The sequence below is a fragment of the Streptomyces sp. NPDC027672 genome, assembly GCF_055566335.1.
In genome coordinates, this window is the sequence record NZ_JBVHSO010000004.1 from 220864 (window position 1) to 240433 (window position 19570).

The window sequence follows — 19570 nt, forward strand, 5'->3', positions numbered from 1 at the left end:
AAGGCCATCCGATGGGAACGCGCGTGGAAACCGACCGGGAGTTCTGGAGCCGTGTGCTGACCGCGGGCGGCGCGACCACCATGCCGCGCTGGGCGCGGGAGCCGGTGCCGGGCACGCTGGAGCAGGAGGTGCGGGTCCCGGACGACGTGACCACCGCGGTACGCGCCGTGGTGCGCCGGTCGGGACTGCCGCTGAGCGCGCTGCTGCTGGCGGTGCACGCCAAGGTGCTGGCCGCGCTCTGCGGCGAGCAGGAGGTGGTGACGGGCTACACCGCCGGTGTGCGCGGCGAGCCGCTGCCGTGCCGGCTGACCGTGCCGCCGGGCTCCTGGCGGGCGCTGGTGTCGGCCGCCGAGCGCGCCGAGGCGGCGGTGCTGGCCCACCGGGAGTTCCCGGTGGCCGGGCTGCGCCGGGAGCTGGGCCTGACCGAGCCGCCGTACGAGGTGGTGTTCGGACCGCTGGGCGCCGAGGAGGCGTACGGCGACGACGGTGTGCTCCAGGTGCGCTGGTCCGACCGGGGCGGGCGGCTGGTGCTGCGCCTGCGGTACCGCACGGACGTGCTGGACGCCGACGCGGCGGAGCGGATCGGCGGCTACCACCTGCGGGCGCTGGCGCTGCTGGCGGCCGGTCCGGACGCCGGGCACGCCCAGCAGAGCCTGCTGTCGGCCGCGGAGGTGCGCGAGCAACTGGAGGGGCTGGCCGGGGCGGACCGGCCGCTGCCGGACGTGCGCGCCCACGAGCTGTTCGAGCGGCGGGTCCGGGAGTGTCCGGACGCGGTGGCCGCGGTGCACGGCGGCCGCGCGTGGACGTACGCGGAGCTGAACGCGCGCGCCAACCGGCTGGCGCGGGCGCTGCTGGCGCGCGGGCTGGGCCGGGAGGACGTGGTCGCCGTCGTCGCCGAACGCGGTCTCGACTGGCTGGCGGCGACGCTGGCGGTGTTCAAGGCGGGCGGTGTCTACCTGCCGGTCGAGCCGCACTTCCCGGCCGGCCGGATCGCGGCCATGCTGACGCGGGCGGACTGCCGGCTGGTGCTCACCGAGTCGGACGGCACCGGGAGCCTGGACGAGGCGCTGGCCGGTGTGCCGGGAGCACGGAAGCTGCCGGTGGAGACGGCGTACGCGGAGCCGCACGCGGACACCGACCCCGGGGTGCCGGTCGACGCCGGCCAGTTGGCCTACATCTACTTCACCTCCGGCTCCACCGGCGAGCCGAAGGGCGCGATGTGCGAGCACGCGGGTCTGCTCAACCATCTGTACGCCAAGATCGGCGACCTGGGCATCGGCGAGGGCACGGTGGTGGCGCAGACGGCGCCGCAGTGCTTCGACATCTCGCTGTGGCAACTGCTGTCCGCGCTGCTGACCGGCGGGCGGACGCTGCTGGTCGGCCAGGACGTGATCGTGGACGTGGAGCGGTTCGTGGACACGCTGGTGCGCGGCCGGGTCGCCGTGGCCCAGGTGGTGCCCTCCTATCTGGAGGTCGTGGTCGCGTACCTGGAGCAGCATCCCCGCGCGCTGCCGGACCTGCGGTGCGTGTCGGTGACCGGTGAGGCGCTGAAGCGGGAGCTGACGCAGCGCTGGTTCGCGCTCCAGCCGGACATCGGGCTGCTCAACGCCTACGGGCTGACCGAGACCTCCGACGACACCAACCACGAGCTGCTGACCGATGTGCCCGAGCGGGTGCTGCTGGGCCGGGCGGTGCCCAACGTGCGCGTGTACGTCGTGGACGAGCAGTTGTCGCTGGTGCCCCTGGGCGCCCCCGGCCTGATCGCGTTCTCCGGTGTCTGCGTGGGCCGCGGGTACGTCAACGATCCCGAGCGGACCCGCGAGTGCTACCGCACGGACCCCTACCGGCCCGGTGAGCGGCTGTACGTGGGCGGCGACCGGGGCCGCTGGCACCCCGGCGGCCGGCTGGAGTTCCTCGGCCGCCGGGACAACCAGGTCAAGATCCGCGGCTTCCGCATCGAGATCGGCGAGATCGAGAACACCCTGCTGCGGGTGGCCGGGGTACGTGACGGCGCGGTGGTCGTGGCCGAGCTGGGCGGCGGGAACAAGCACCTGATCGCCTTCCACACCGGGCGGCGCGTCGCGCCGGAGACACTGCGCGAGGCGCTGGCGGCGGCGCTGCCCGGCTACATGGTCCCGTCGGCCTTCCACTGGCGGGAGAGCCTGCCGCTGACCGCCAACGGCAAGACCGACCGCAAGGCGCTGACCGCGTGGGCGCAGCAGGAGGCGCGGGCCGGACAGCCCGTCGCCGCCGGGACGGGCGGCGCGGAGCGGGACGCGCTCGGTCCGGCCGAACGCCGGCTCGCGGCGGCCTGGGCGCAGGTGCTGGGCGTGCCCGAGGAACGGATCGGCCGCACGGACCACTTCTTCGACTGCGGCGGTACCTCGCTGTCGGCCGTCCGGCTGAGCGTGGCGCTGGACCGCGCGGTGTCGCTGAAGGACATCACCCGGCACCCGGTCCTGGCCGATCTGGCCGCCGTGCTCGACGGCGCCGGCCGGCGGCGCCCGGAGCTGCTCCAGACCCTGTCGGACCCGGACGGCGCCGCGGGCTGCGCGCTGGTGTGCTTCCCGTACGCGGGCGGCAACGCGGTCAACTACCGGCCGCTGGCGGACGCGCTGGCCGGCAGCGGTGTGGCGGTGCTCGCGGCGGACCTGCCCGGTCACGACCTGGCGGCCCACCGGGAGCCGTTCGCGTCGATCGCGGACGTGGCCGGACAGGTCACCGAGGAGATCACGGCGCGCGGGCTGGACCAGGTCATGCTGTGGGGCCACTCCTCGGGCGCCGCGCCGGCCCTGGAGACGGCCCGCCGGCTCCAGGAGCGGGGCGTGCGGGTGACCCGGGTCTTCCTCGGCGCGCAACTGCTCGGCACCGCCGACGAGCGCGGCGCCGCCCTCGCCGCGCTGACCGCCGGCGGCGACGCGGAGATCGCGGCGCGGCTGGCCGAGGACAGCGGCTACCCGGAGCTGGCCGAGCTGAACGAGCGGCACGCCGAGCACATCGGCGCCGCCTACCGGCACGACTGCGTGGCCGCACACCGCTATCTGCTGGCGGCCCTGGCCTCCCCGCCGCCGGTGCGGCTGTCCGCGCCGGTGACGGTGGTGGTCGCCGCCGACGACCCGCACACCGCCGGCTACACCGAACGCCACCGGGACTGGCTGCTGCTGGCCGAGCGGGTCGAGCTGCACGAACTGGCCGACGGCGGCCACTACTTCCCACGCACCCGCCCGGCCGGCGCGGCGCGGGCCGTGCTGAGCGCGGCCGTGCCCCTGGCCTCCACCTGAAAGGCCCGTGCCACCACCCGACGGGCGACCGGAAAGGAAACCGAGATGCCGTCCTCATCCCTGGCAGCACCGCTCGACGTGGAGCTGCGGCCGGACAGACCAGCGATGCTGCGCGTCGCTTCGCCAGGCGACGCCGCGAGCTGGGCGGCCGAGCACCGGGAGGCGGTGCGTGCCCAGGTCACCGAGCACGGGGCGCTGCTGGTGCGCGGCCTCGGCCTGGCCCGGACGGAGCAGGCCGGCGCCGTCTTCACCACCCTGGCGGGCCCGCTCATGCCGGAGACGGAGGCGTTCGCCCCGCGCGAGGCGCACGGCGGGGGGCTGTACTCCGCCACACCCTGGCCGGCCAACCAGCCGATGTGCATGCACCACGAGCTGAGCTACCGGCTGGAGGTGCCCGGCCTGATGCTGTTCGCGTGCCTGACCCCGCCCGAGGAGGGCGGCGCGACGGCGGTCGCCGACGCCGAGGAGGTCCTGCGGGCCCTGCCCGCCGGCCTGACGGAGCGCTTCGAGCGGGAGGGCTGGCTGCTGACCCGCAGCTACAACGACGAGATCGGGGCGTCCCTGGCCGAGTCGTTCGGCACCGACGACCGCGCCGCGGTCGAGCGCTACTGCCGCGCCCACGCCATCGACTTCGCCTGGCAGGCCGACGGCTCGCTGCGCACCGAACAGCGCCGCCGTGCGGTCGTGCGGCACCCGCTCACCGGCCGGCGCTGCTGGTTCAACCAGATCGCCTTCCTGAACGAGTGGACGCTCGCCCCGGAGATCCGCGAGTACCTGGTGGACGAGTACGGCCCGGACGGCCTGCCGTTCAACACCCGCTACGGCGACGGCGGCCCGATCGGCGAGGACGTCGTCGAGCTGCTGAACGGCACCTACGAGGAGCACACCCGGCGCGAGCCCTGGCAAGCCGGTGACCTGCTGCTGGTGGACAACATCCGCACCGCGCACAGCCGGGAGCCCTTCACCGGCGAACGGCTGGTGGTGGTCGGCATGGCCGAGCCCACCCGCCCGGCCGACGGCTCCCCCGCCCAGGAGGTGAGCGGACGATGACCGATCTGCTGCCCCGGACCGGCCGGGCGGACCGGTCCGGCCCGCCCGCCGCGCCGTCCTTCGCGGTGATCTCCGGCGAACAGGTGACGAAGGCGCTGGAAGGGGCCGAGAAACAGCTCGTGGAGCTGGTCGAGGAGACGTACCGGCTGCACGGCGCCGGGGACTCGGTGAACCCGCCGTCGTACTTCCTGCGCTTCCCCGACCGTCCCACCGCCCGGATCATCGCGCTGCCGGCGTCCATCGGCGGGTCCCTCCGGGTGGACGGCCTGAAGTGGATCTCCAGTTTCCCGGAGAACGTGGCCTCCGGGCTGCCCCGGGCCTCCGCGGTACTCATCCTCAACGACCACGACACGGGCTATCCGTTCGCCTGCCTGGAGAGTTCCGTGATCAGCGCAACCCGGACCGCCGCGTCCGCCGCGCTGGCCGCGGACCGGCTCAGCCGCGGGCGGCCCCGGCCCACCCGGGTCGGGTTCTGCGGCACGGGCCTGATCGCCCGGTACATCCACACCTTCCTGGCCCGCACCGGCTGGACCTTCGAGGCGATCGGCGTGCACGACGTGTCCGCCGCCAGCACCGGGGGTTTCTGCGGCTACCTGCGGCAGAGCGGGGCCACCGAACCGGTCACCGTCCACGACAGCGCGGAGGCGCTGATCCGCTCCAGCGACCTGGTGGTGTTCGCCACCGTCGCCGGCCGGCCGCACGTCGGCGACCCGGACTGGTTCGGCCACAACCCGCTGGTGCTGCACGTGTCGCTGCGCGACCTCGCCCCGGAGGTCCTGCTCGCCTCGGCCAACTTCGTGGACGACGTCGAGCACTGCCTGAAGGCGGACACCTCCCCGCACCTGGCCGAACAGCTCACCGGGAACCGCGACTTCCTCGACGGCACCCTCGACGACGTGCTCCAGGGCCGCATCGCGCCGCCCCGGGACCGGCCGGTGGTCTTCTCGCCGTTCGGTCTGGGCGTGCTGGACCTGGCCGTCGGCAGTTACGTCTACGACCGGGTGGCCCGGGCCGGACAGCTCCGCGTCATCGACGACTTCTTCCACGACCTGCGCCGGTACGGCTGAGGCAGATGCCCTCAGCCCTGGCACCAGGAGGCCCGCCGTGCCCGTGATCACCGCTCCCCACGCCTTCAACGAAGGAAGCCTCTTCGTCGATCTGGAGTCGATATTCGGATACCGCCTCTACCTCAAGTGCGAGGGCTTCAACTTCGCCGGCTCCATCAAGCTGAAGGCCGCGAACGAGATGGTGGAGAGCGCCGAGCGGGACGGAACCCTGACGCCGGATTCCATCCTCGTGGAGTCCTCCTCCGGGAACCTGGGCGTCGCGCTCAGCATGATCGCCGCGAGCAAGGGCCACCGGTTCCTGTGCGTGACCGACCCCCGGTGCAACCTGTCGACCAAGCTGCTGATGGAGGCCCTGGGCGGCCATGTGCACGTGGTGACCGACCAGGACTCCAACGGCGGTTTCCTCGGCACCCGGCTGGAGTACGTCCGCTCGCTGTGCGCGTCGGACGACCGGTACGTGTGGCTCAGCCAGTACACCAACGCCGGGAACTGGCGGGCGCACTACCGCACCACCGCGCCGGAGATCGCCGCCCAGTTCCCGCAGCTCGACGTGCTGTTCGTCGGGACCGGCACCGCCGGCACCCTGATGGGCTGCGCCCGCTACTTCCGCGAGTGGCACCGGCCGGTGCGGATCGTCGCCGTGGACAGCATGGGCTCGGTGGCCTTCGGCGGCAAACCCGGCCGCCGGATGATCCCCGGCCTGGGCATGAGCATGCGCCCGCCGCTGCTCGACGAGTCGTACGTCGACGAGGTGATCCGGGTGGAGGAGGCGGACACCATCCGCACCTGCCACCGCCTGGCCCGGCGCGGCTACCTCTTCGGCGGCTCCACGGGGACGGTGGTCAGCGCGGCGACGGACTGGCTGGCCCGGCAGGACGCGCGCGGGCTGACCGCGGTGGCCATCGCCCCCGACCTCGGCGAGCGCTACCTGGACACCGTGTACCAGACCAACTGGCTCCAGGACCTCTACGGCGACCGGCTGCTCGACGCGGCCGGGCCGGCCGCCACCGTCTGGGACGAGGAGCCGGCCCCGCGGACCCGGCAGGCGCGCCGGCGCCGGACGTAGCGCTCAGGTCTCGGCGAGCGCGGTGGTCCGCGACCGCCAGGGGATCCAGAACGCGGTCGCCGTGACGACCAGGGCGCAGGCCGCCACGGTGGCCATGCCCAGGGTGAGGTTCGCCGCGCTCGCCACGAAGCCGATCAGGGCCGGACCGCCCAGCAGGCCGGTGGTGCCCATCGCGGCGACCAGGGCGAGCGCGTCCGAGCCGCGTCCGGCCGCCGCCACGTACACGCACGGGGTGACGGCGGCCGCGCCGAGGCCGACGCAGGCGAAGCCGAGCAGCGTGGGCACCACTCCCCCGGCGAGCAGCGCGAGGGCCAGTCCGGCGGCGGCCACCGCGCTGCCGGTGCGCACCACGCGTCCGTCGCCCCAGCGGGTGCGCCAGCGGTCCGCGCACACCCGGGCCAGCAGCATCATCACGGAGACGACCGCGATGCCGAGCGGGGCGACGCTCGCCGGCGCCTTGACGACGTCCTTCATGTACAGCGTCGACCAGTCGTTCATCGCGCCCTCGGTGACCGTGCCGAAGACCATGGCGCAGCCCATCAGCAGGGTCGTGCCGGAGGGCAGGCCGCGCCGGGCGCGCCGCTTCGGCCCGGCCGCGGCGGCGGCGGAGTCCGGCTGCGGCTCCGGGGCCGGCAGCAGGCCCGGACGGGCGCCGCCGAGCAGGAGCAGCAGCAAGGCCCCGGCGACCGCGAAGTGGACCGCGACGGAAGCGGTCAGCGCGGTGACGCCGGAGGCCAGCAGGGCGGCGGCGAGCAGACCGGCGCTGAAGGTGGCGTGCAACTGGGACATGGCGGTCCGGTCGTACGTCTTCTCCAGGGCGGCGCCCTGCGCGTTCATGGCGACGTTGAGGCAGCCGACCGCGACACCGTCGGCGCACACCGCGAGCAGCGCCAGCGGGTAGTCGGGTACGACGGACAGGGCGGCCAGTACGGCGATCAGGGCCGCGGCGGAGACCAGGGACAGCAGCCGCGAGCCGAGCCGCCGCATCAGCACGGCGACCAGCGGGAAGGAGGCCGCCGCGCCGGCACCGCAGGCCATCAGCAGCAGCCCCACCTCGCCGGCGCCCAGGTCCAGCCGGGTCTTCAGCGCGGGCAGCCGGGCGATCCAGGTGCCGTACTGGAAGCCGAGGAAGCAGAACAGCGCCGCGATCGACCACTTGGCGCGCGGGAAGGACGGTGCGGGCATCACACGGCCTCCCGGGCCTGCCGGGGGCGGGGCACGGCGGGCACCCGGGCGGACATGTAGACGGCGTCGGGGCCGTAGTCGGGCGGGACCGGGGTCGCGGGGTGGGCGTGGTAGCCGTTGGCCCGCCAGAACGGCTCCTTGCCGGCGACGGCGACCAGCGAGATGGTGGCGAAGCCGCGGACGCCGGCGGTCTCGGTCAGCCGGCGCACCAGCCGGGTGCCGAGCCCGCGGCGCCGCAGCGGCGCGCTGACGACCAGGTCGTGCAGGTGGAGGTTGGCGCAGTCGTGGTCGGCCGGGTCCGGGCGGGTCAGGTCGGGGCAGCGGAACCGGGGGTAGGGCAGGGCGAGGACGTAGCCGGCGAGCCGGCCGTCGAGGTCGAGGACGAGACAGGTGCCGGCCGGGCCGCGGGCCCGGGAGCGCAGCAGTTCCTCGCCCTCGGCGAGGGAGAGGTCCGCGTACGCCTCGCTCTCCAGGGCGGCCAGCCGCGGCCAGTCGGCCTCGGTGACGGCCCGGATGGGGTCGCTCATGTCAGTGGGGTCCTTCCGGGCCGCGTACGCACACGCACGGCAGCGGGCTGATGCCGTTGAAGCCCTGGGTCGTGTAACTGGTGGCGTAGGCGCCGGCGGACAGGATCCAGACCGGGTCGCCGGAGGCCAGGGACCGGGGTACGCGCACCGGGTGCCGGCCGCCGCCGTAGGCGTCGTCGCTGTCGCAGGTGGGGCCCGCGACGATGGCCGGGACGTGCTCCTCGGTCTCCCGTCCGGGGAAGACCATCGGGTGGGTGACCTGGTCCATCTCGTACAGTCCGTTGAACTTGCCCGCGCTCAGGTACAGCCAGCGGGCGAGGCTGCCGTCCGGCCGGGTGCGCTCGGTCAGCCGGAGCACGTGCGCCCGGACCGCGCCGTGGTCGGCGACCAGGTGCCGTCCCGGTTCCAGTACGAAGCCGAGCGGGGCCGCGGCCAGGCCGGCCAGGCGTTCCATGCCCTCGCGGAGCACGGTGAGGATCTTGTCCAGCGGCGGGTCGAGCGGGTCGCCGCGCCGGTCGAGGTAGCCGAGCGCGGGCAGCCCGCCGCCGAGGTTGACGTGGTCCGGTGCGATCCCGAGCCCGGCCAGCGTCTCCAGCACCCCGGCGAGCGAGTCCAGGGCCTGCTGCCAGGCCTCGGTGGTCATCTGCTGGGAGCCGACGTGCAGGGACAGCCCGGCCGGGACGAGACCGGCCGCGCGGGCCGTCGTCAGGATGCGCACGGCGTCGTCCGGGGAGCAGCCGAACTTGCGGTCCAGGCCCCACAGGGCGCCCTGGCCGCTGGTGGCCAGCCGGCAGAACACGCGGGCGCCGGGGGCGTGTACGGCGATCGCGGTGACGTCCTCGACGCTGTCGGTGGCGAAGTCGCGGATGCCCAGGCGGTGGGCCTCGGCGATGTCCTGGTCGGACTTGGCGGTGTTGCCGTAGTGGACGCGGTCGGGCCGGGCGCCGGCCCGCAGGGCCTGGGTGATCTCGGCGGGGCTCGCCGCGTCGAAGCCGGCGCCGCGGGCGGCGAGGCAGCGCAGGACGTCGTCGACCGGGCAGGCCTTGACGGCGAAGCGGAGGGTGGCGCCGGGGAGTTCGCGCAGGAGGGTGTCGTACTGCCGCTCGATGCCGGTGAGGTCGTACAGGACGCGGTCGGTGTCGGCGGCGGCGAGGGCCGCGGCGAGGGCGCCGGGCCGCCGGGGGGCGCTCATCGCCGGGCCGTCTCGACGAGGGCGGGCCAGGCCTGCGTCAGGGTGGCGAAGGCGTCGATGTCCTGCTCCGCCCGGTCCAGCAGCTCCTGGCGTTCCACCGCGAGCCGGTCGGCGAACGCCGTGTAGCGGCCGCCCAGTTTGCGGTAGGCCGTGTCCACCCGGTCCAGGCGCCAGACGTTCTCGTCGCGGGGCAGTGCGGTGCTCTCGCGCAGGAGTTCCACGATCCGCTCGGGGCGGACCCGCTGCCCGCCGTCCAGCAGGCCGGCGCCCTCGGCCGCCATCCGGTCGTAGACGTGGTGGAAGTAGAGCATCGACAGCAGGAACTTCACGAAGCGGCGCTGGTAGGCCGGGAAGCCGGTGTCGGTGCGGCGTTCGGGCGTGTGGAAGTTCTCGATGTGGCGGTTGTGGAGGATGCCGGGCAGGCCCGCGTCGTGGACGAGGTGGAGGAGGAAGTAGTCGCTGCCGATGGTGTCGGTGGCGGGCGGGAGCGGGACCCGTTCGTAGACCGCCCGGTCGAAGGCGACGTTGCACATGTCGACCCGCATCGGGTCGACCAGGGTGAGGGTGGCGTGGTCGCCGGTGAACGGGGCGAGGCCCGCGCCCGTGAAGGACTCCTCCACCAGTTCCCGCTTGCGGTCCTCGGGCCAGTCGCCGGGCGCCCAGAGGCTGACGACGTCGTGGTAGACGGTCTCGTCCAGCCGGCGTATCTCGGCTATGTCCACGGAGAGTTCGCCGATGAAGGAGGCGCCGGCCAGGGAGACGGGGCGGTGGGCCAGGGCCGGGTCGAGGTCGGTGCGGGTGCCGGCGGCCGTGGCGTCGGCGGCGGGCCGGCCGAGCCAGGGCAGCTCGTGGTGGACCGGGAACACCGGCTGTCCGGCGTGGAGTTGGTAGGTGCTGTCGGAGTCCCTGCGGTGCACCGAGTCGCAGCCGAGGGCGGCGGCCAGCAGGAAGGCGCGGTTGGTGCAGGCGCCGTAGGAGACGGCGGACGGCAGCATGAGGCGCAGCAGCCGGTCCGGTCCGGGCAGGCCCGCCTCGCGGATGACGCGGCCGAGCAGGTCCCGCTGGGCCTCCTCGTCGAGGTGGTGGACCCGCACGCCGGGCTCCGCGGGCAGGGCGGCGACCGTGCGGGCGTGCGCGGCCCGGTCGGCGGGGCCGGCGGAGTCGAGGACGAGCAGCTCGACCTCGGCGCCGAAGGTCCGTACGGCGTAGGCGGCTTCGGCGTGCAGGGCGGTGATGGCGGCCGGGCAGGCCCGGTTGGTGGGCAGGGTGAGGCAGACGCGGTTCACCGGTCCCCTTCCCCTTCCGCGGCGGCCCAGGAGTCCAGGCCGAGCAGCTTGCGGCCCAGGGCGTTCAGTTCGGCGGGGCCGTAGCGCCGGGCTTCCGGTTCCCGGGCGTCGCCGAGCAGGGTGGCGTTCCAGTCGGGGGTGGCGAGGGTGCGCCAGGAGTGCACACGCGAGTCGCGCAGCGCAGTGTGCTCCTCCAGCGCGGGCATCATCGACAGGTACTGGACGGCCCGGACAGCGTTGTCGGAGCGGTTGGGCGCCACACCGTGGGCGAGCAGCCCGTTGAAGATCAGCAGGTCGCCGGCCTGGAGGTCGGGGCGGACCACCGGGAACTCGGCGCGGTCGGCGGCGGGCCGGACGGGGTCGCGGCCGGGCGGCTGGGCGAGGCGCCACTCCTCGAAGCGGCGGAAGAGCTCGGGCGCGCACTGGAAGCCGCCGAGTTCGGGGCGGGTGTCGGTGAGCGCGATGATGCCCTGGACGCGCTGCGGCAGCACGGCGAGGGTGCTGTCGACGTCCCAGTGCAGCTCGATGTCGAAGCCCTCGTCGGTGGGTTCGATCAGGGAGCGGGAACGGGTGCGGACGTTGGGCGGGTTGAGGTTGAGCCGGTCCAGGGTGACCCACAGCTCCGGGCTGTCCCAGACGTCCACGAAGGCGTCGTAGACCCGTCGGCTCTGCCGGCTGTCCCACAGGAGCTGGTGGTGGTACGCCTCGACGAAGCCGTAGATGTACAGGTGCCGGTCGAGTTCGGAGCGGAACTCCGGCTCCTCGTACCAGGTGTCGGGGCGGTCCGGGTCGAGTCCCTGGAACCGCCAGGCGAAGTCGAGGAGTTGTTTGGCCTCGCCGGGGGTGATGGCCTCGCGTACGACGACGTAGCCGTAGGTCTGCCAGAAGGCGAAGTCTTCCTCGGACAGCACGCGCAGCGGCTCGGTCTTGACGAGGTCGCGCAGTGGGGTCGGGGCGAGGTAGGTCTCGGCGTCGGCGCTGAAGTAGGGGCGGCCGGTCGCCGCGCGGTGGAGGTAGGGGGCGGGGTGGTGCATGTGTTCACTCCGGTGTGGTCGGTACGGCGACACCTTGGAAGGACGTGAGACATGTGCCGGTGGCATGCGTCGGAGCGCGCCGAAGGGGCCACCGGGTTCCCGGTACGCAGGAGAAAAGGGGCCGCCCGCGCGAAGGGGCGGGCGGCCGGGCGGGCGGGTCAGCCGGCGAGGACGGCCTCGGCCGCGGCCACGCCGCAGACACGGGCGGCGCCGTAGGTGGCGATGTGCAGGGCGCCGCGCGGCGGGGCCTGCGGCAGGCCCATCTCGACCACGACGGTGTCGGGCCGGGCGGTGAGCAGGGTGTCGAGCGCGGCGCGCATCCAGTCGTGCCGGTGCGCGTCGCGGACCACGGCGACGATCCGGCGTCCGCCGGACGCGGCGAGCACGGCGTCGCCGGCGCCGTCGCCGGTGAACGCGCCGGCGCCGGTGCCGGGCAGCCGCCGCTTGAGTTCGTCGGCGACGCCCCACGGGGTCTGGTCGCCGACGGCGATGTTCGGCTCCGGGTTGAACTGGGCGACGAACACCGGTGCGGTGACCGGTGCGGGGCCGCCCGCGCGGGTCACGGTCAGGGCGCGGCGGGCCGCGACGAGGCCGATCTCCGGTTCGGGCGTGGTCTTCCCGGCGTCGCCGCGGGACGCGGCGGTCCAGGCGGCCAGGTCGCGTACCCGGGCCGCGGCGTCGGCCAGCCGCTCCGCGGGCAGTTCACCGGAGCGCACGGCGGCGACGAGCGCGTCCCGCAGGCCGAGCACGGTGGCCTCGTCGCACAGTCCGCCGCCCACGCAGATGGCGTCGGCGCCGGCCGCGATGGCGAGGACCACTCCGTGCTCCAGGCCGTAGGTGCCGGAGATGGCGCGCATCTCCATGCCGTCGGTGACGATCAGGCCCTGGTAGCCGAGTTCGCCGCGCAGCAGCTCGGTGAGGATCCGCCGGGACAGGGTGCCCGGGCGCTCCGGGTCGAGGGCGGGCACCAGGATGTGGGCGCTCATGACGGCCCGGGTGCCGGCGGCGATGGCCGCGCGGAACGGGGGCAGTTCGCGTGCGTAGAGCGTGTCGGCGTCGACGTCGATGCGGGGTACGGCGTGGTGGGAGTCGACGTTGGTGTCGCCGTGGCCGGGGAAGTGCTTGGTGCAGGCGGCGACGCCGGTGGACTGCAGGCCCTCGACCCAGGCGGCGGTGTGCCGGGCGACCAGGTCGGGGGCGGTGCCGAAGGAGCGGACGCCGATGACCGGGTTGTCGGGGTTGGCGTTGACGTCGGCGGAGGGCGCCCAGTCGAAGTTGACGCCGCAGGCGGCCAGGCGGCGGCCCAGCTCGCGGGAGACGGCCCGGGTGAGGTCGGGGTCGTCGACGGCGCCGAGGGCGTGGTTGCCGGGGAAGGAGGAGCCGGTGCGCACGTCGAGCCGGGTGACGTCGCCGCTCTCCTCGTCGATGGCGACCAGCAGGTCGTCGCGTTCGGCGCGCAACTGCGCGGTGAGCGCGGTGACCTGCTCCTCGCTGACGACGTTGCGGCCGAACAGGGCGACGGAGGCGAGGCCCTCGCCGATGCGGCGGCGGACCCAGTCGGGCGCGGTGGTGCCGTCGAACCCCGGTTGCAGCACCGCGAGGGCGTCCCGGGCGAGGGTGTCGCCGGGGGCGTCCGACGCGGTGGTGGCGATGGTGGTCATCGGGGCGTCATCCCTTCACGGCGCCGTCGGTCAGACCGCTGACAGCCTTGCGTTGCAGGAAGATGAAGAGGATCAGGATGGGCAGCGCGAACAGGGACGAGGCGGCCATGGTGGCGCCCCAGTCGTCGCCGAACGCGGTCTGGAACTGCGACAGCCACAGCGGCAGGGTCTGCTTCTCGGCGTCCTTGTTCAGGATCAGCACGAGCGGGAACTCGTTCCAGGCGGTGACGAAGCCGAACAGCGAGGTCGCCATCAGACCGGGCGCGAGCAGCGGGAAGATCACCTTGACGAAGGCCTGGAGGCGGGTGCAGCCGTCGATCATCGCCGACTCCTCCAGCTCCTTGGGCACGGCGGCGACGTAGCCGCGCAGCGTCAGGATCGTCAGCGGGAGCACCATCACCGTGTAGAAGGCGGTGAGCGGGATGAGGCTGTCCAGCATGTCGTTGTCGCGGACGAGCATGTAGATGGCGATGATCATGACCTCCCAGGGGGCCATCTGCGCCAGCATGAACGTCACGATGAGACCGCGCCGGCCCTTGAACCGCATCCGCGCCAGCGCGAAGGCCGCGAACAGGGCGATGACGAGCGAGAGGAGGACCGACAGGACGGTGACGGTGACCGAGTTGAGGACCAGGGTCCAGAAGTTCTCGGCGTCGACCGCCTTCTTGAAGTGGGTGAAGGTCGCGTTGACCGGGAACCACACCGGGTCGTCGGCGATGATGTCGCCGGTCGGCTTGAAGGCCGTGGCGAACATCCAGTAGACGGGGAACGCGAAGCCGGCGAAGAGGACGACGGCGGTCGCGTTGGGCCAGATGCGGCCGAAGAGCGAGCGCTTCACAGCTCGTCCTCCTCTTGCTTGAGCACCATGCGCAGGTAGTACGAGGTGATGGCGAGCAGGACCAGGATGGTGAGGAAGGAGATGGCCGCGCCGAGTCCGAAGTGCTGGTTGCCGACGCCCTCGACGTAGGCGTAGATCGGCAGGGTCTCGGTCAGGTGGTCGGGGCCGCCCTCGTTCATCGCGAAGATCTGTGCGAAGGCCTTGAACACCCAGATGACCTGGAGGAACGTCGTGGCGTACAGGAACGGCCGCAGGAAGGGCAGGGTCACCGAGGTGAAGCTCTTCCAGGAGCCGGCGCCGTCCAGGGAGGCGGCCTCGTACAGTTCGCGCGGGATCGTGGTGGTGGCCGCGTAGAGGTTGATCGCCACGAAGGGTATGGACTGCCAGACGATGAGCAGGGTGACCACGGCGAAGGTGGAGAACTGGGTCTGGAGCCAGTTGTGGTCGGCCATGGAGTGCCAGCCCAGCTTGTCCAGCACCCAGTTGACGACGCCGAAGCGCTGGGCGAACAGCCACTGGTAGACGGTGGTGGCCGCGACGACCGGCATGGCCCAGGCGAGGACGAGGCCGACCATGAGCAGCAGCCGCATCTTCGGGCCGAGCCGGGCCAGCAGCAGGCCGGTCAGGGTGCCGAGCGCCATGATCAGGACGACGTTGACGGCGGTGAAGACGACGGAGCGCTCGACGACGTGCCAGAACTCCGTGGAGGTCAGCACCTCCCGGTAGTTGTCGACACCGTTCCACTCGGTGAGGTGCTGGATGAGCTGCCGCGGGTTGAGGTTCTGGAACGACAGCATGCCGTTCTTGACCAGCGGCCAGCCGAGCAGCACCAGGGTGGCCAGCAGCGCGGGCAGCAGGAGCAGGTAGGGGGTGGCGGCGCGGCGCCGGGACGGGTCCGCGGGGGTCCGGTTGTCGCCTCGCGGCGGGACCGGCACCCCGGCGTTGCGGACAACGGGCTCCCCGGCCGTGCCCGTGCCTTGGGTCTGCACTGACATCAGTTGCCATCTCTTCCGTGGCCGTACGAAACCACGGCCGTGCGCGCGCACGGCGCATGGGTGGGCCGGGGACGCCCCGTCGTGGCGTCCCCGGCGCGGGTCTAGTTCTGCTGGGCCAGGCGCTTGTTGATCTCGTCCTCGACCTGCTTGGCGGCGTCCGCCGGGGACTTACCGTTCAGCACGGCCGTCATGTAGGACTTGATCGGGTTCGGGTTGTTCTCCACCGCGCCCCACTCGGGGATCAGCGGGGTGGTGCCGCCGACGGCGGCGCCGGGAGCGGACGCCTCGGCGAAGGCGTTGCCCTTGAGGTTGCTCTCCAGCGACTTCTTGTTCGGGATGACGCCGTTGAGCTTGGCCAGCTCGCCCTCGTACTGGTCGGACAGGGCGATCTTCAGGAACTCCTTGGCCAGTTCCTTCTTCTTGCTGCCCTCGGCGACGGCGAGGTTGGAGCCGCCGAGGAAGACGCCTTCGGGCTTGTCCGCGGTCTCGCCCGGGAGGGTGAAGTAGCCGAGGTCCTTCTCGATGGCCTTGTTGGCGGTGACGGCCGTGCCGGCCTCCCAGCCCAGGCCGATGAAGGCGCCGGTCTTGCCCTTGGCGAAGACCTCGGCCTGCTGCGGGGTGGCCTCGTCCTTGTCCTTGGGGGCCTTGGAGAAGGAGGCGTACTTCTTGTAGATCTCCATGGCCTTGGCGACCTTGGGGTCGGCGAGGTTGGAGACGTACTTGTCGCCTTCCTTCTTCACCAGGTCGGCGCCCTGGCCGATGGTCAGACCGTCGAAGAAGTACCAGTTCTGGCCGGGCAGGTACAGCGGCTCGGCGTCTGTCTTCTTGTCGATCGCCGCCAGGTCCTGGAAGAACTCGTCCCGGGTCTTCGGGGTGTCCTTGATACCGGCCTTGGCCCAGATCTTCTTGTTGTAGATGACCGTACGGCTGACGAAGTACCAGGGAGCGGCGTACTGCTTGCCGTCGTAGACGGAGGACTGCGAGACCGACGGCGTCCAGTCGGCGCCGATCTCCTGCTTCAGGTCGCTCAGGTCGGCGAGGCCGCCGGTGACCGCGTAGGCCGGGGTCTGGGTGTTGCCGACCTCCAGCACGTCCGGCGGGTTGGACTCGGAGAGGGCGGTGGTGATCTTCTGCTGGATCCCGTCCCACTTCTGCGTCTCGAACTTCAGCTTCGCGCCGGTCTTCTTCTCGAAGGCGGCCGTCACGTCCTTGACCCACTGGTCCGGCGTGGAGCCGTCCATCGCCCAGACCGTGAGCGTCTGGCCCTTGAAGCTGTCCGGCCCGGCGTTCTTGCCGCTGTCGTCGTCGCCCCCGCCGCACGCCGACACGGAGACCATCATGCCCGCGATCGCGATCGCGGCCGCAAGATTGCGCTTCACGCCACCCTCCTCAGGGATGCCACTAACCCCCCACGCCCTCGGCGGTGACCTGCATACGACGCTGTTGCACGTAGGGCTCGGGACCTGGCCACTAATGGTGTAGACCAGTACGGTGGAGCTTGGCCTAGACCTTTTGGAGTGTCAAGGGTGGTTCGGGATGCCGGTCCCGGCCGTTACGAGAAAGTCACCGGAGCGCGTCCGTCCGCGTTCCGTCCGTTTCGCCCGGACCGTTCATTTGGACTAGACCATACGGGAGTTGGTCGCTATAACGGGAGCCCATCGACACAGCCGGGAAGGCAGGCATGACCACCGACGTGAGCAGCGCCCAGCCGCACGGAAGGGCGACCGGCCGCACCGCGCGCGTGCCGAAGTACTACCGGATCAAACAGCAGCTCCTCTCGATGGCCGAGGCGCTGCAACCCGGTTCGGCCATGCCCGCCGAACGGCTGCTCGCCGTGCGGTTCGACACCTCGCGGACCACCGTCCGGCAGGCGCTGCAGGAACTCGTCGGCGAGGGCCGGCTGGACCGGATCCAGGGCAAGGGCACCTTCGTCGCCCAGCCCAAGCTGTACCGCACGCTCCAGCTCACCTCGCACACCGAGGACATGCGCGCCCAGGGCCTCACCCCGGCCTCGCAGATGCTGGACATCGCGGAGGTGCCCGCGGACGAGAAGCTGGCGGGCCTGCTGGACATCGGGCTCGGCGAGCGGGTGCTGCGCATCGAGCGGCTGCGGCTGGCCAGCGGCGACCCGATGGCGATCGAGACGACCCACCTGTCCGTGCGGCGCTTCCCCGGGCTGCGCCGCTCGCTGGCCACCTGCCCGTCGCTGTACACCGCGCTCGCGGAGGTGTACGGCGTCCATCTCGCCGAGGCCGACGAGACCATCGAGACCTCGCTGTCGACACCGCGCGAGGCCCAGTTGCTCGCCACCGATGTCGGCATGCCGATGCTGCTGCTGTCCCGGCACTCGCGGGACGCGCAGGGCACCCCGGTGGAGTGGGTGCGCTCGGTCTACCGCGGCTCCCGCTACAAGTTCGTCGCCGCCCTGCACCGGCCGGGCGCCCCGGTGATCCGGCGCAGGACGGCTCCCCCGGACCGGGACGCGCTCGGCCTCACCTGACCCGGCACACGCCCCGGACGGAGACGCCGGGACGGCCGGTACCGCGCCGGCCGGTGCGGGGACGGCCGGTGCCGGCGGGCCACCGTCACCCCTGGGTCAGGGTGATGTCCTGGTCGGTCAGGGCGTGGAAGGACGGCAGCAGCAGGAAGCCCGAGGGGCGCAGCTCCATGAGGGTGGCCTGCACCCGCGCCGGTCCCGCCGCCGGCGCCTCGGTCGAGATCTTCCCGGAGTTCTGCCAGCGGTGCTCGGCGCCGTCGCACTGGGCGAGACCGCCGCCGATGCCGTGCCGCACACGGGCGTCGCCCTGGCTGAGCGAGGAGCTGACGAACACCGGCCCGGTGCCGCCGGCGCAGCGGTAGCTGCCGGACAGGGTCACCGTGCCGTCGGGCGAGATCCGGCCGACGGGGTCGACGGTGACGAGTTCGGCGGGGTCGGCGGCGGCCGGGACGGCGGCGGCGCACAGCAGCGCCGCGGCACCGAGGGCCGCGGCGAGGACGGGCCGGCTTACGCGCATGGAGTACCTCCCTGTTCAGGGGTTCGGGGGTTTCCACTGGTACCGGGCGGCCGGACCGGCGGGCGTGACCGTCACCCCATCGGTGGCGCGTCATTCCACCGGCCGCCGGGTGCGCGGCTCCGTGGACGCGTTGCGCGGAAGGTGTGGACGCGCTGCCAACACGGACGGACCGCGGCCCGGCATGATCGAAGGCGCACCACCGACGGGTGCACCACCCGGCCCGGTCCGGCGGCCCGCGGGGCGACCGCGCCTTCGGGCCCGGCCCGGCCCGCGCCGTCCGGGCGGCGTGCCGCAACGGGGGTACGGGCGGACCGGGTGCCCGCACGGCACCGGTCCGCCCGTCGGCACATCCGCGTCCGGTCAGTCCGGCGCACGCAGCGCCTCGCCGCGGTACTCCCTGGGCGGGACGCCGTGGGCGGCGCGGAAGGCGCGGCTGAAGTCGGAGGGGCGGGTGAATCCCCAGCGGGCGGCGATGTCCTGGACCGGGGTGGCGCGGTGCGCGGGGTCGGCCAGGTCCGCGCGGGCGCCCGCCAGCCGGGCGGCGCGTATGTGGGCTGCGACCGTCGTGCCCTGGGACGACCACTGCCGGAACACGCGGTGCAACTGGCTGAGGGAGACGTGGTGGGCGGCGGCGATCACGGGCGGGGTCAGGTCCGGGTCGTGCAGACGCTGCTGGATGAAGGCCTCGACGCGCCGTACGAGGGCCTGCTCCCGGGTCTCGGGCGGCAGGGCGGCCTCCGTGTCCGAGGCGGAGGCGAGGAAGACCGAGACCAGGTCGAGGACGGCCGTGCCCAGGCGGGCCGCGTCGCGCGGGCGGAGGGTGTCGGCCTGCCGCTCCAGGGAGCCGAGGAAGTCGGCCAGCACAGCCCCCATGCCCTGCCGGCCGGACAGCGCGCGCCCCAGCAGCTCCCGCACCTGCCGGGGCGGCACCGGGAGCAGCGCCTTGGGGAAGTCCACCGCCACCCCGCGCTGCGGTGCCGCCTCCGCGTCGGCGCACCGCAGGTCGTACGGCTGTGAGCTGTCGACCAGGTGCAGGTCGCGCGGGCCGAAGGTGTCGCCCGGGCCGGTCAGGTCCAGCCCCATCCGCCCGCTGACCAGCAGCGTCAGGTGGTACAGCTCGGGGTCGTCGCGGCGGATCATGCGCGGGCTGCGCCGGAACCGCGCGGGCAGGAACGAAGCGGGCCATACGGTGACCGGTCCCAGCTCCATGAAGCGGCACTCGGCCCAGTAGTCGGCGACGTGCGCGCTGAGCATGTCACTGGCCCGGGTCCGGCCGACCATGTCGCGCCAGTAGGCGAACCTCTCCCCAGCCGGTACGTCGTCGGTGCGGTGGACTGTCCCGATCATCTGTTCCCCGTGTCGTTCCCGGGCCTT

15 protein-coding genes and 1 pseudogene are annotated in these 19570 nt (G+C 73.1%); 5 read left to right on the forward strand and 11 right to left on the reverse strand.

The features are described from left to right. Window positions 1-11 precede the first annotated feature (11 nt). Genes ACZ4SV_RS12200 through sbnA form a run of 4 tightly spaced genes read left to right on the forward strand, consistent with a single transcriptional unit; the run spans window position 12 to window position 6464 of the window. Complete coding sequence (locus tag ACZ4SV_RS12200) at window positions 12-3281, forward strand: non-ribosomal peptide synthetase (RefSeq protein WP_468003662.1); 3270 nt, start codon at window positions 12-14, stop codon at window positions 3279-3281. 45 nt (window positions 3282-3326) lie between these two features. Beyond that, on the forward strand, window positions 3327-4331 hold the full coding sequence (locus ACZ4SV_RS12205) for a TauD/TfdA family dioxygenase (protein ID WP_468003664.1): 1005 nt from the start codon (window positions 3327-3329) through the stop codon (window positions 4329-4331). Next, window positions 4328-5398 (forward strand): 2,3-diaminopropionate biosynthesis protein SbnB, encoded by a 1071-nt coding sequence (gene sbnB / locus ACZ4SV_RS12210; protein ID WP_468003666.1) that lies wholly within the window; start codon window positions 4328-4330, stop codon window positions 5396-5398. The genes ACZ4SV_RS12205 and sbnB overlap by 4 nt, the downstream gene beginning before the upstream one ends. 37 nt (window positions 5399-5435) lie before the next feature. Then, the gene (gene sbnA / locus ACZ4SV_RS12215; protein WP_468003668.1) at window positions 5436-6464 is read left to right on the forward strand and encodes a 2,3-diaminopropionate biosynthesis protein SbnA; all 1029 of its coding nucleotides are present in this window, start codon (window positions 5436-5438) and stop codon (window positions 6462-6464) included. Between the two features lie 3 nt (window positions 6465-6467). Here the strand turns inward: sbnA and ACZ4SV_RS12220 are convergent, their stop codons facing one another. From ACZ4SV_RS12220 to ACZ4SV_RS12260, 9 genes and pseudogenes are all read right to left on the reverse strand, one after another. Continuing rightward, window positions 6468-7778 carry an MFS transporter gene (locus ACZ4SV_RS12220; RefSeq protein ID WP_468004141.1) on the reverse strand — a complete coding sequence of 437 codons (1311 nt, stop codon included), beginning with the start codon at window positions 7776-7778 and terminating at the stop codon, window positions 6468-6470. Next, window positions 7670-8176 (reverse strand): annotated as a pseudogene (locus ACZ4SV_RS12225) (GNAT family N-acetyltransferase); the annotation flags it as partial. The pseudogene ACZ4SV_RS12225 and the gene ACZ4SV_RS12220, both read right to left, overlap by 109 nt. A 1-nt stretch (window position 8177) precedes the next feature. Then, window positions 8178-9368, reverse strand: coding sequence for a type III PLP-dependent enzyme (locus tag ACZ4SV_RS12230; RefSeq protein ID WP_468003670.1), 1191 nt, complete (start codon window positions 9366-9368; stop codon window positions 8178-8180). After that, window positions 9365-10654, reverse strand: a complete 1290-nt coding sequence (locus ACZ4SV_RS12235; RefSeq protein WP_468003672.1) for a DUF6271 family protein — start codon at window positions 10652-10654, stop codon at window positions 9365-9367. Before ACZ4SV_RS12235 ends, ACZ4SV_RS12230 begins: the two co-directional genes overlap by 4 nt. Next, window positions 10651-11688 carry a phytanoyl-CoA dioxygenase family protein gene (locus ACZ4SV_RS12240; RefSeq protein WP_468003674.1) on the reverse strand — a complete coding sequence of 346 codons (1038 nt, stop codon included), beginning with the start codon at window positions 11686-11688 and terminating at the stop codon, window positions 10651-10653. Before ACZ4SV_RS12240 ends, ACZ4SV_RS12235 begins: the two co-directional genes overlap by 4 nt. A 158-nt stretch (window positions 11689-11846) precedes the next feature. Beyond that, complete coding sequence (locus ACZ4SV_RS12245; protein WP_468003676.1) at window positions 11847-13349, reverse strand: glycoside hydrolase family 3 protein; 1503 nt, start codon at window positions 13347-13349, stop codon at window positions 11847-11849. 7 nt (window positions 13350-13356) lie between these two features. Then, window positions 13357-14187: a carbohydrate ABC transporter permease gene (locus tag ACZ4SV_RS12250; RefSeq protein ID WP_365881019.1), complete on the reverse strand. Its 831-nt coding sequence runs from the start codon at window positions 14185-14187 to the stop codon at window positions 13357-13359. Next, on the reverse strand, window positions 14184-15182 hold the full coding sequence (locus ACZ4SV_RS12255; RefSeq protein ID WP_397969612.1) for a carbohydrate ABC transporter permease: 999 nt from the start codon (window positions 15180-15182) through the stop codon (window positions 14184-14186). Before ACZ4SV_RS12255 ends, ACZ4SV_RS12250 begins: the two co-directional genes overlap by 4 nt. A gap of 101 nt (window positions 15183-15283) precedes the next feature. Continuing rightward, window positions 15284-16561, reverse strand: coding sequence for an extracellular solute-binding protein (locus tag ACZ4SV_RS12260; protein WP_468003679.1), 1278 nt, complete (start codon window positions 16559-16561; stop codon window positions 15284-15286). 302 nt (window positions 16562-16863) lie between these two features. Between ACZ4SV_RS12260 and ACZ4SV_RS12265 the strand changes: the two genes are divergently transcribed. Beyond that, window positions 16864-17682 (forward strand): GntR family transcriptional regulator, encoded by an 819-nt coding sequence (locus ACZ4SV_RS12265; RefSeq protein ID WP_365884146.1) that lies wholly within the window; start codon window positions 16864-16866, stop codon window positions 17680-17682. A gap of 85 nt (window positions 17683-17767) precedes the next feature. On the opposite strand, the gene ACZ4SV_RS12270 is transcribed toward ACZ4SV_RS12265, so the two are convergent. Then, window positions 17768-18196, reverse strand: a complete 429-nt coding sequence (locus tag ACZ4SV_RS12270) for a DUF6299 family protein (protein WP_468003682.1) — start codon at window positions 18194-18196, stop codon at window positions 17768-17770. A gap of 360 nt (window positions 18197-18556) precedes the next feature. Next, on the reverse strand, window positions 18557-19543 hold the full coding sequence (locus ACZ4SV_RS12275; protein WP_468003684.1) for a helix-turn-helix domain-containing protein: 987 nt from the start codon (window positions 19541-19543) through the stop codon (window positions 18557-18559). Window positions 19544-19570 lie beyond the last annotated feature (27 nt).

Excerpts from the sequence above, each read along its gene's own strand:
- ACZ4SV_RS12255 (WP_397969612.1), bottom strand. The coding sequence starts at position 15,182 with ATGTCAGTGCAGACCCAAGGCACGGGCACGGCCGGGGAGCCCGTTGTC.
- ACZ4SV_RS12230 (WP_468003670.1), bottom strand. The coding sequence starts at position 9,368 with ATGAGCGCCCCCCGGCGGCCCGGCGCCCTCGCCGCGGCCCTCGCCGCC.
- sbnB (WP_468003666.1), top strand. The coding sequence starts at position 4,328 with ATGACCGATCTGCTGCCCCGGACCGGCCGGGCGGACCGGTCCGGCCCG.
- ACZ4SV_RS12275 (WP_468003684.1), bottom strand. The coding sequence starts at position 19,543 with ATGATCGGGACAGTCCACCGCACCGACGACGTACCGGCTGGGGAGAGG.
- ACZ4SV_RS12245 (WP_468003676.1), bottom strand. The coding sequence starts at position 13,349 with ATGACCACCATCGCCACCACCGCGTCGGACGCCCCCGGCGACACCCTC.
- ACZ4SV_RS12270 (WP_468003682.1), bottom strand. The coding sequence starts at position 18,196 with ATGCGCGTAAGCCGGCCCGTCCTCGCCGCGGCCCTCGGTGCCGCGGCG.
- ACZ4SV_RS12265 (WP_365884146.1), top strand. The coding sequence starts at position 16,864 with ATGACCACCGACGTGAGCAGCGCCCAGCCGCACGGAAGGGCGACCGGC.
- ACZ4SV_RS12200 (WP_468003662.1), top strand. The coding sequence starts at position 12 with ATGGGAACGCGCGTGGAAACCGACCGGGAGTTCTGGAGCCGTGTGCTG.
- ACZ4SV_RS12205 (WP_468003664.1), top strand. The coding sequence starts at position 3,327 with ATGCCGTCCTCATCCCTGGCAGCACCGCTCGACGTGGAGCTGCGGCCG.
- ACZ4SV_RS12240 (WP_468003674.1), bottom strand. The coding sequence starts at position 11,688 with ATGCACCACCCCGCCCCCTACCTCCACCGCGCGGCGACCGGCCGCCCC.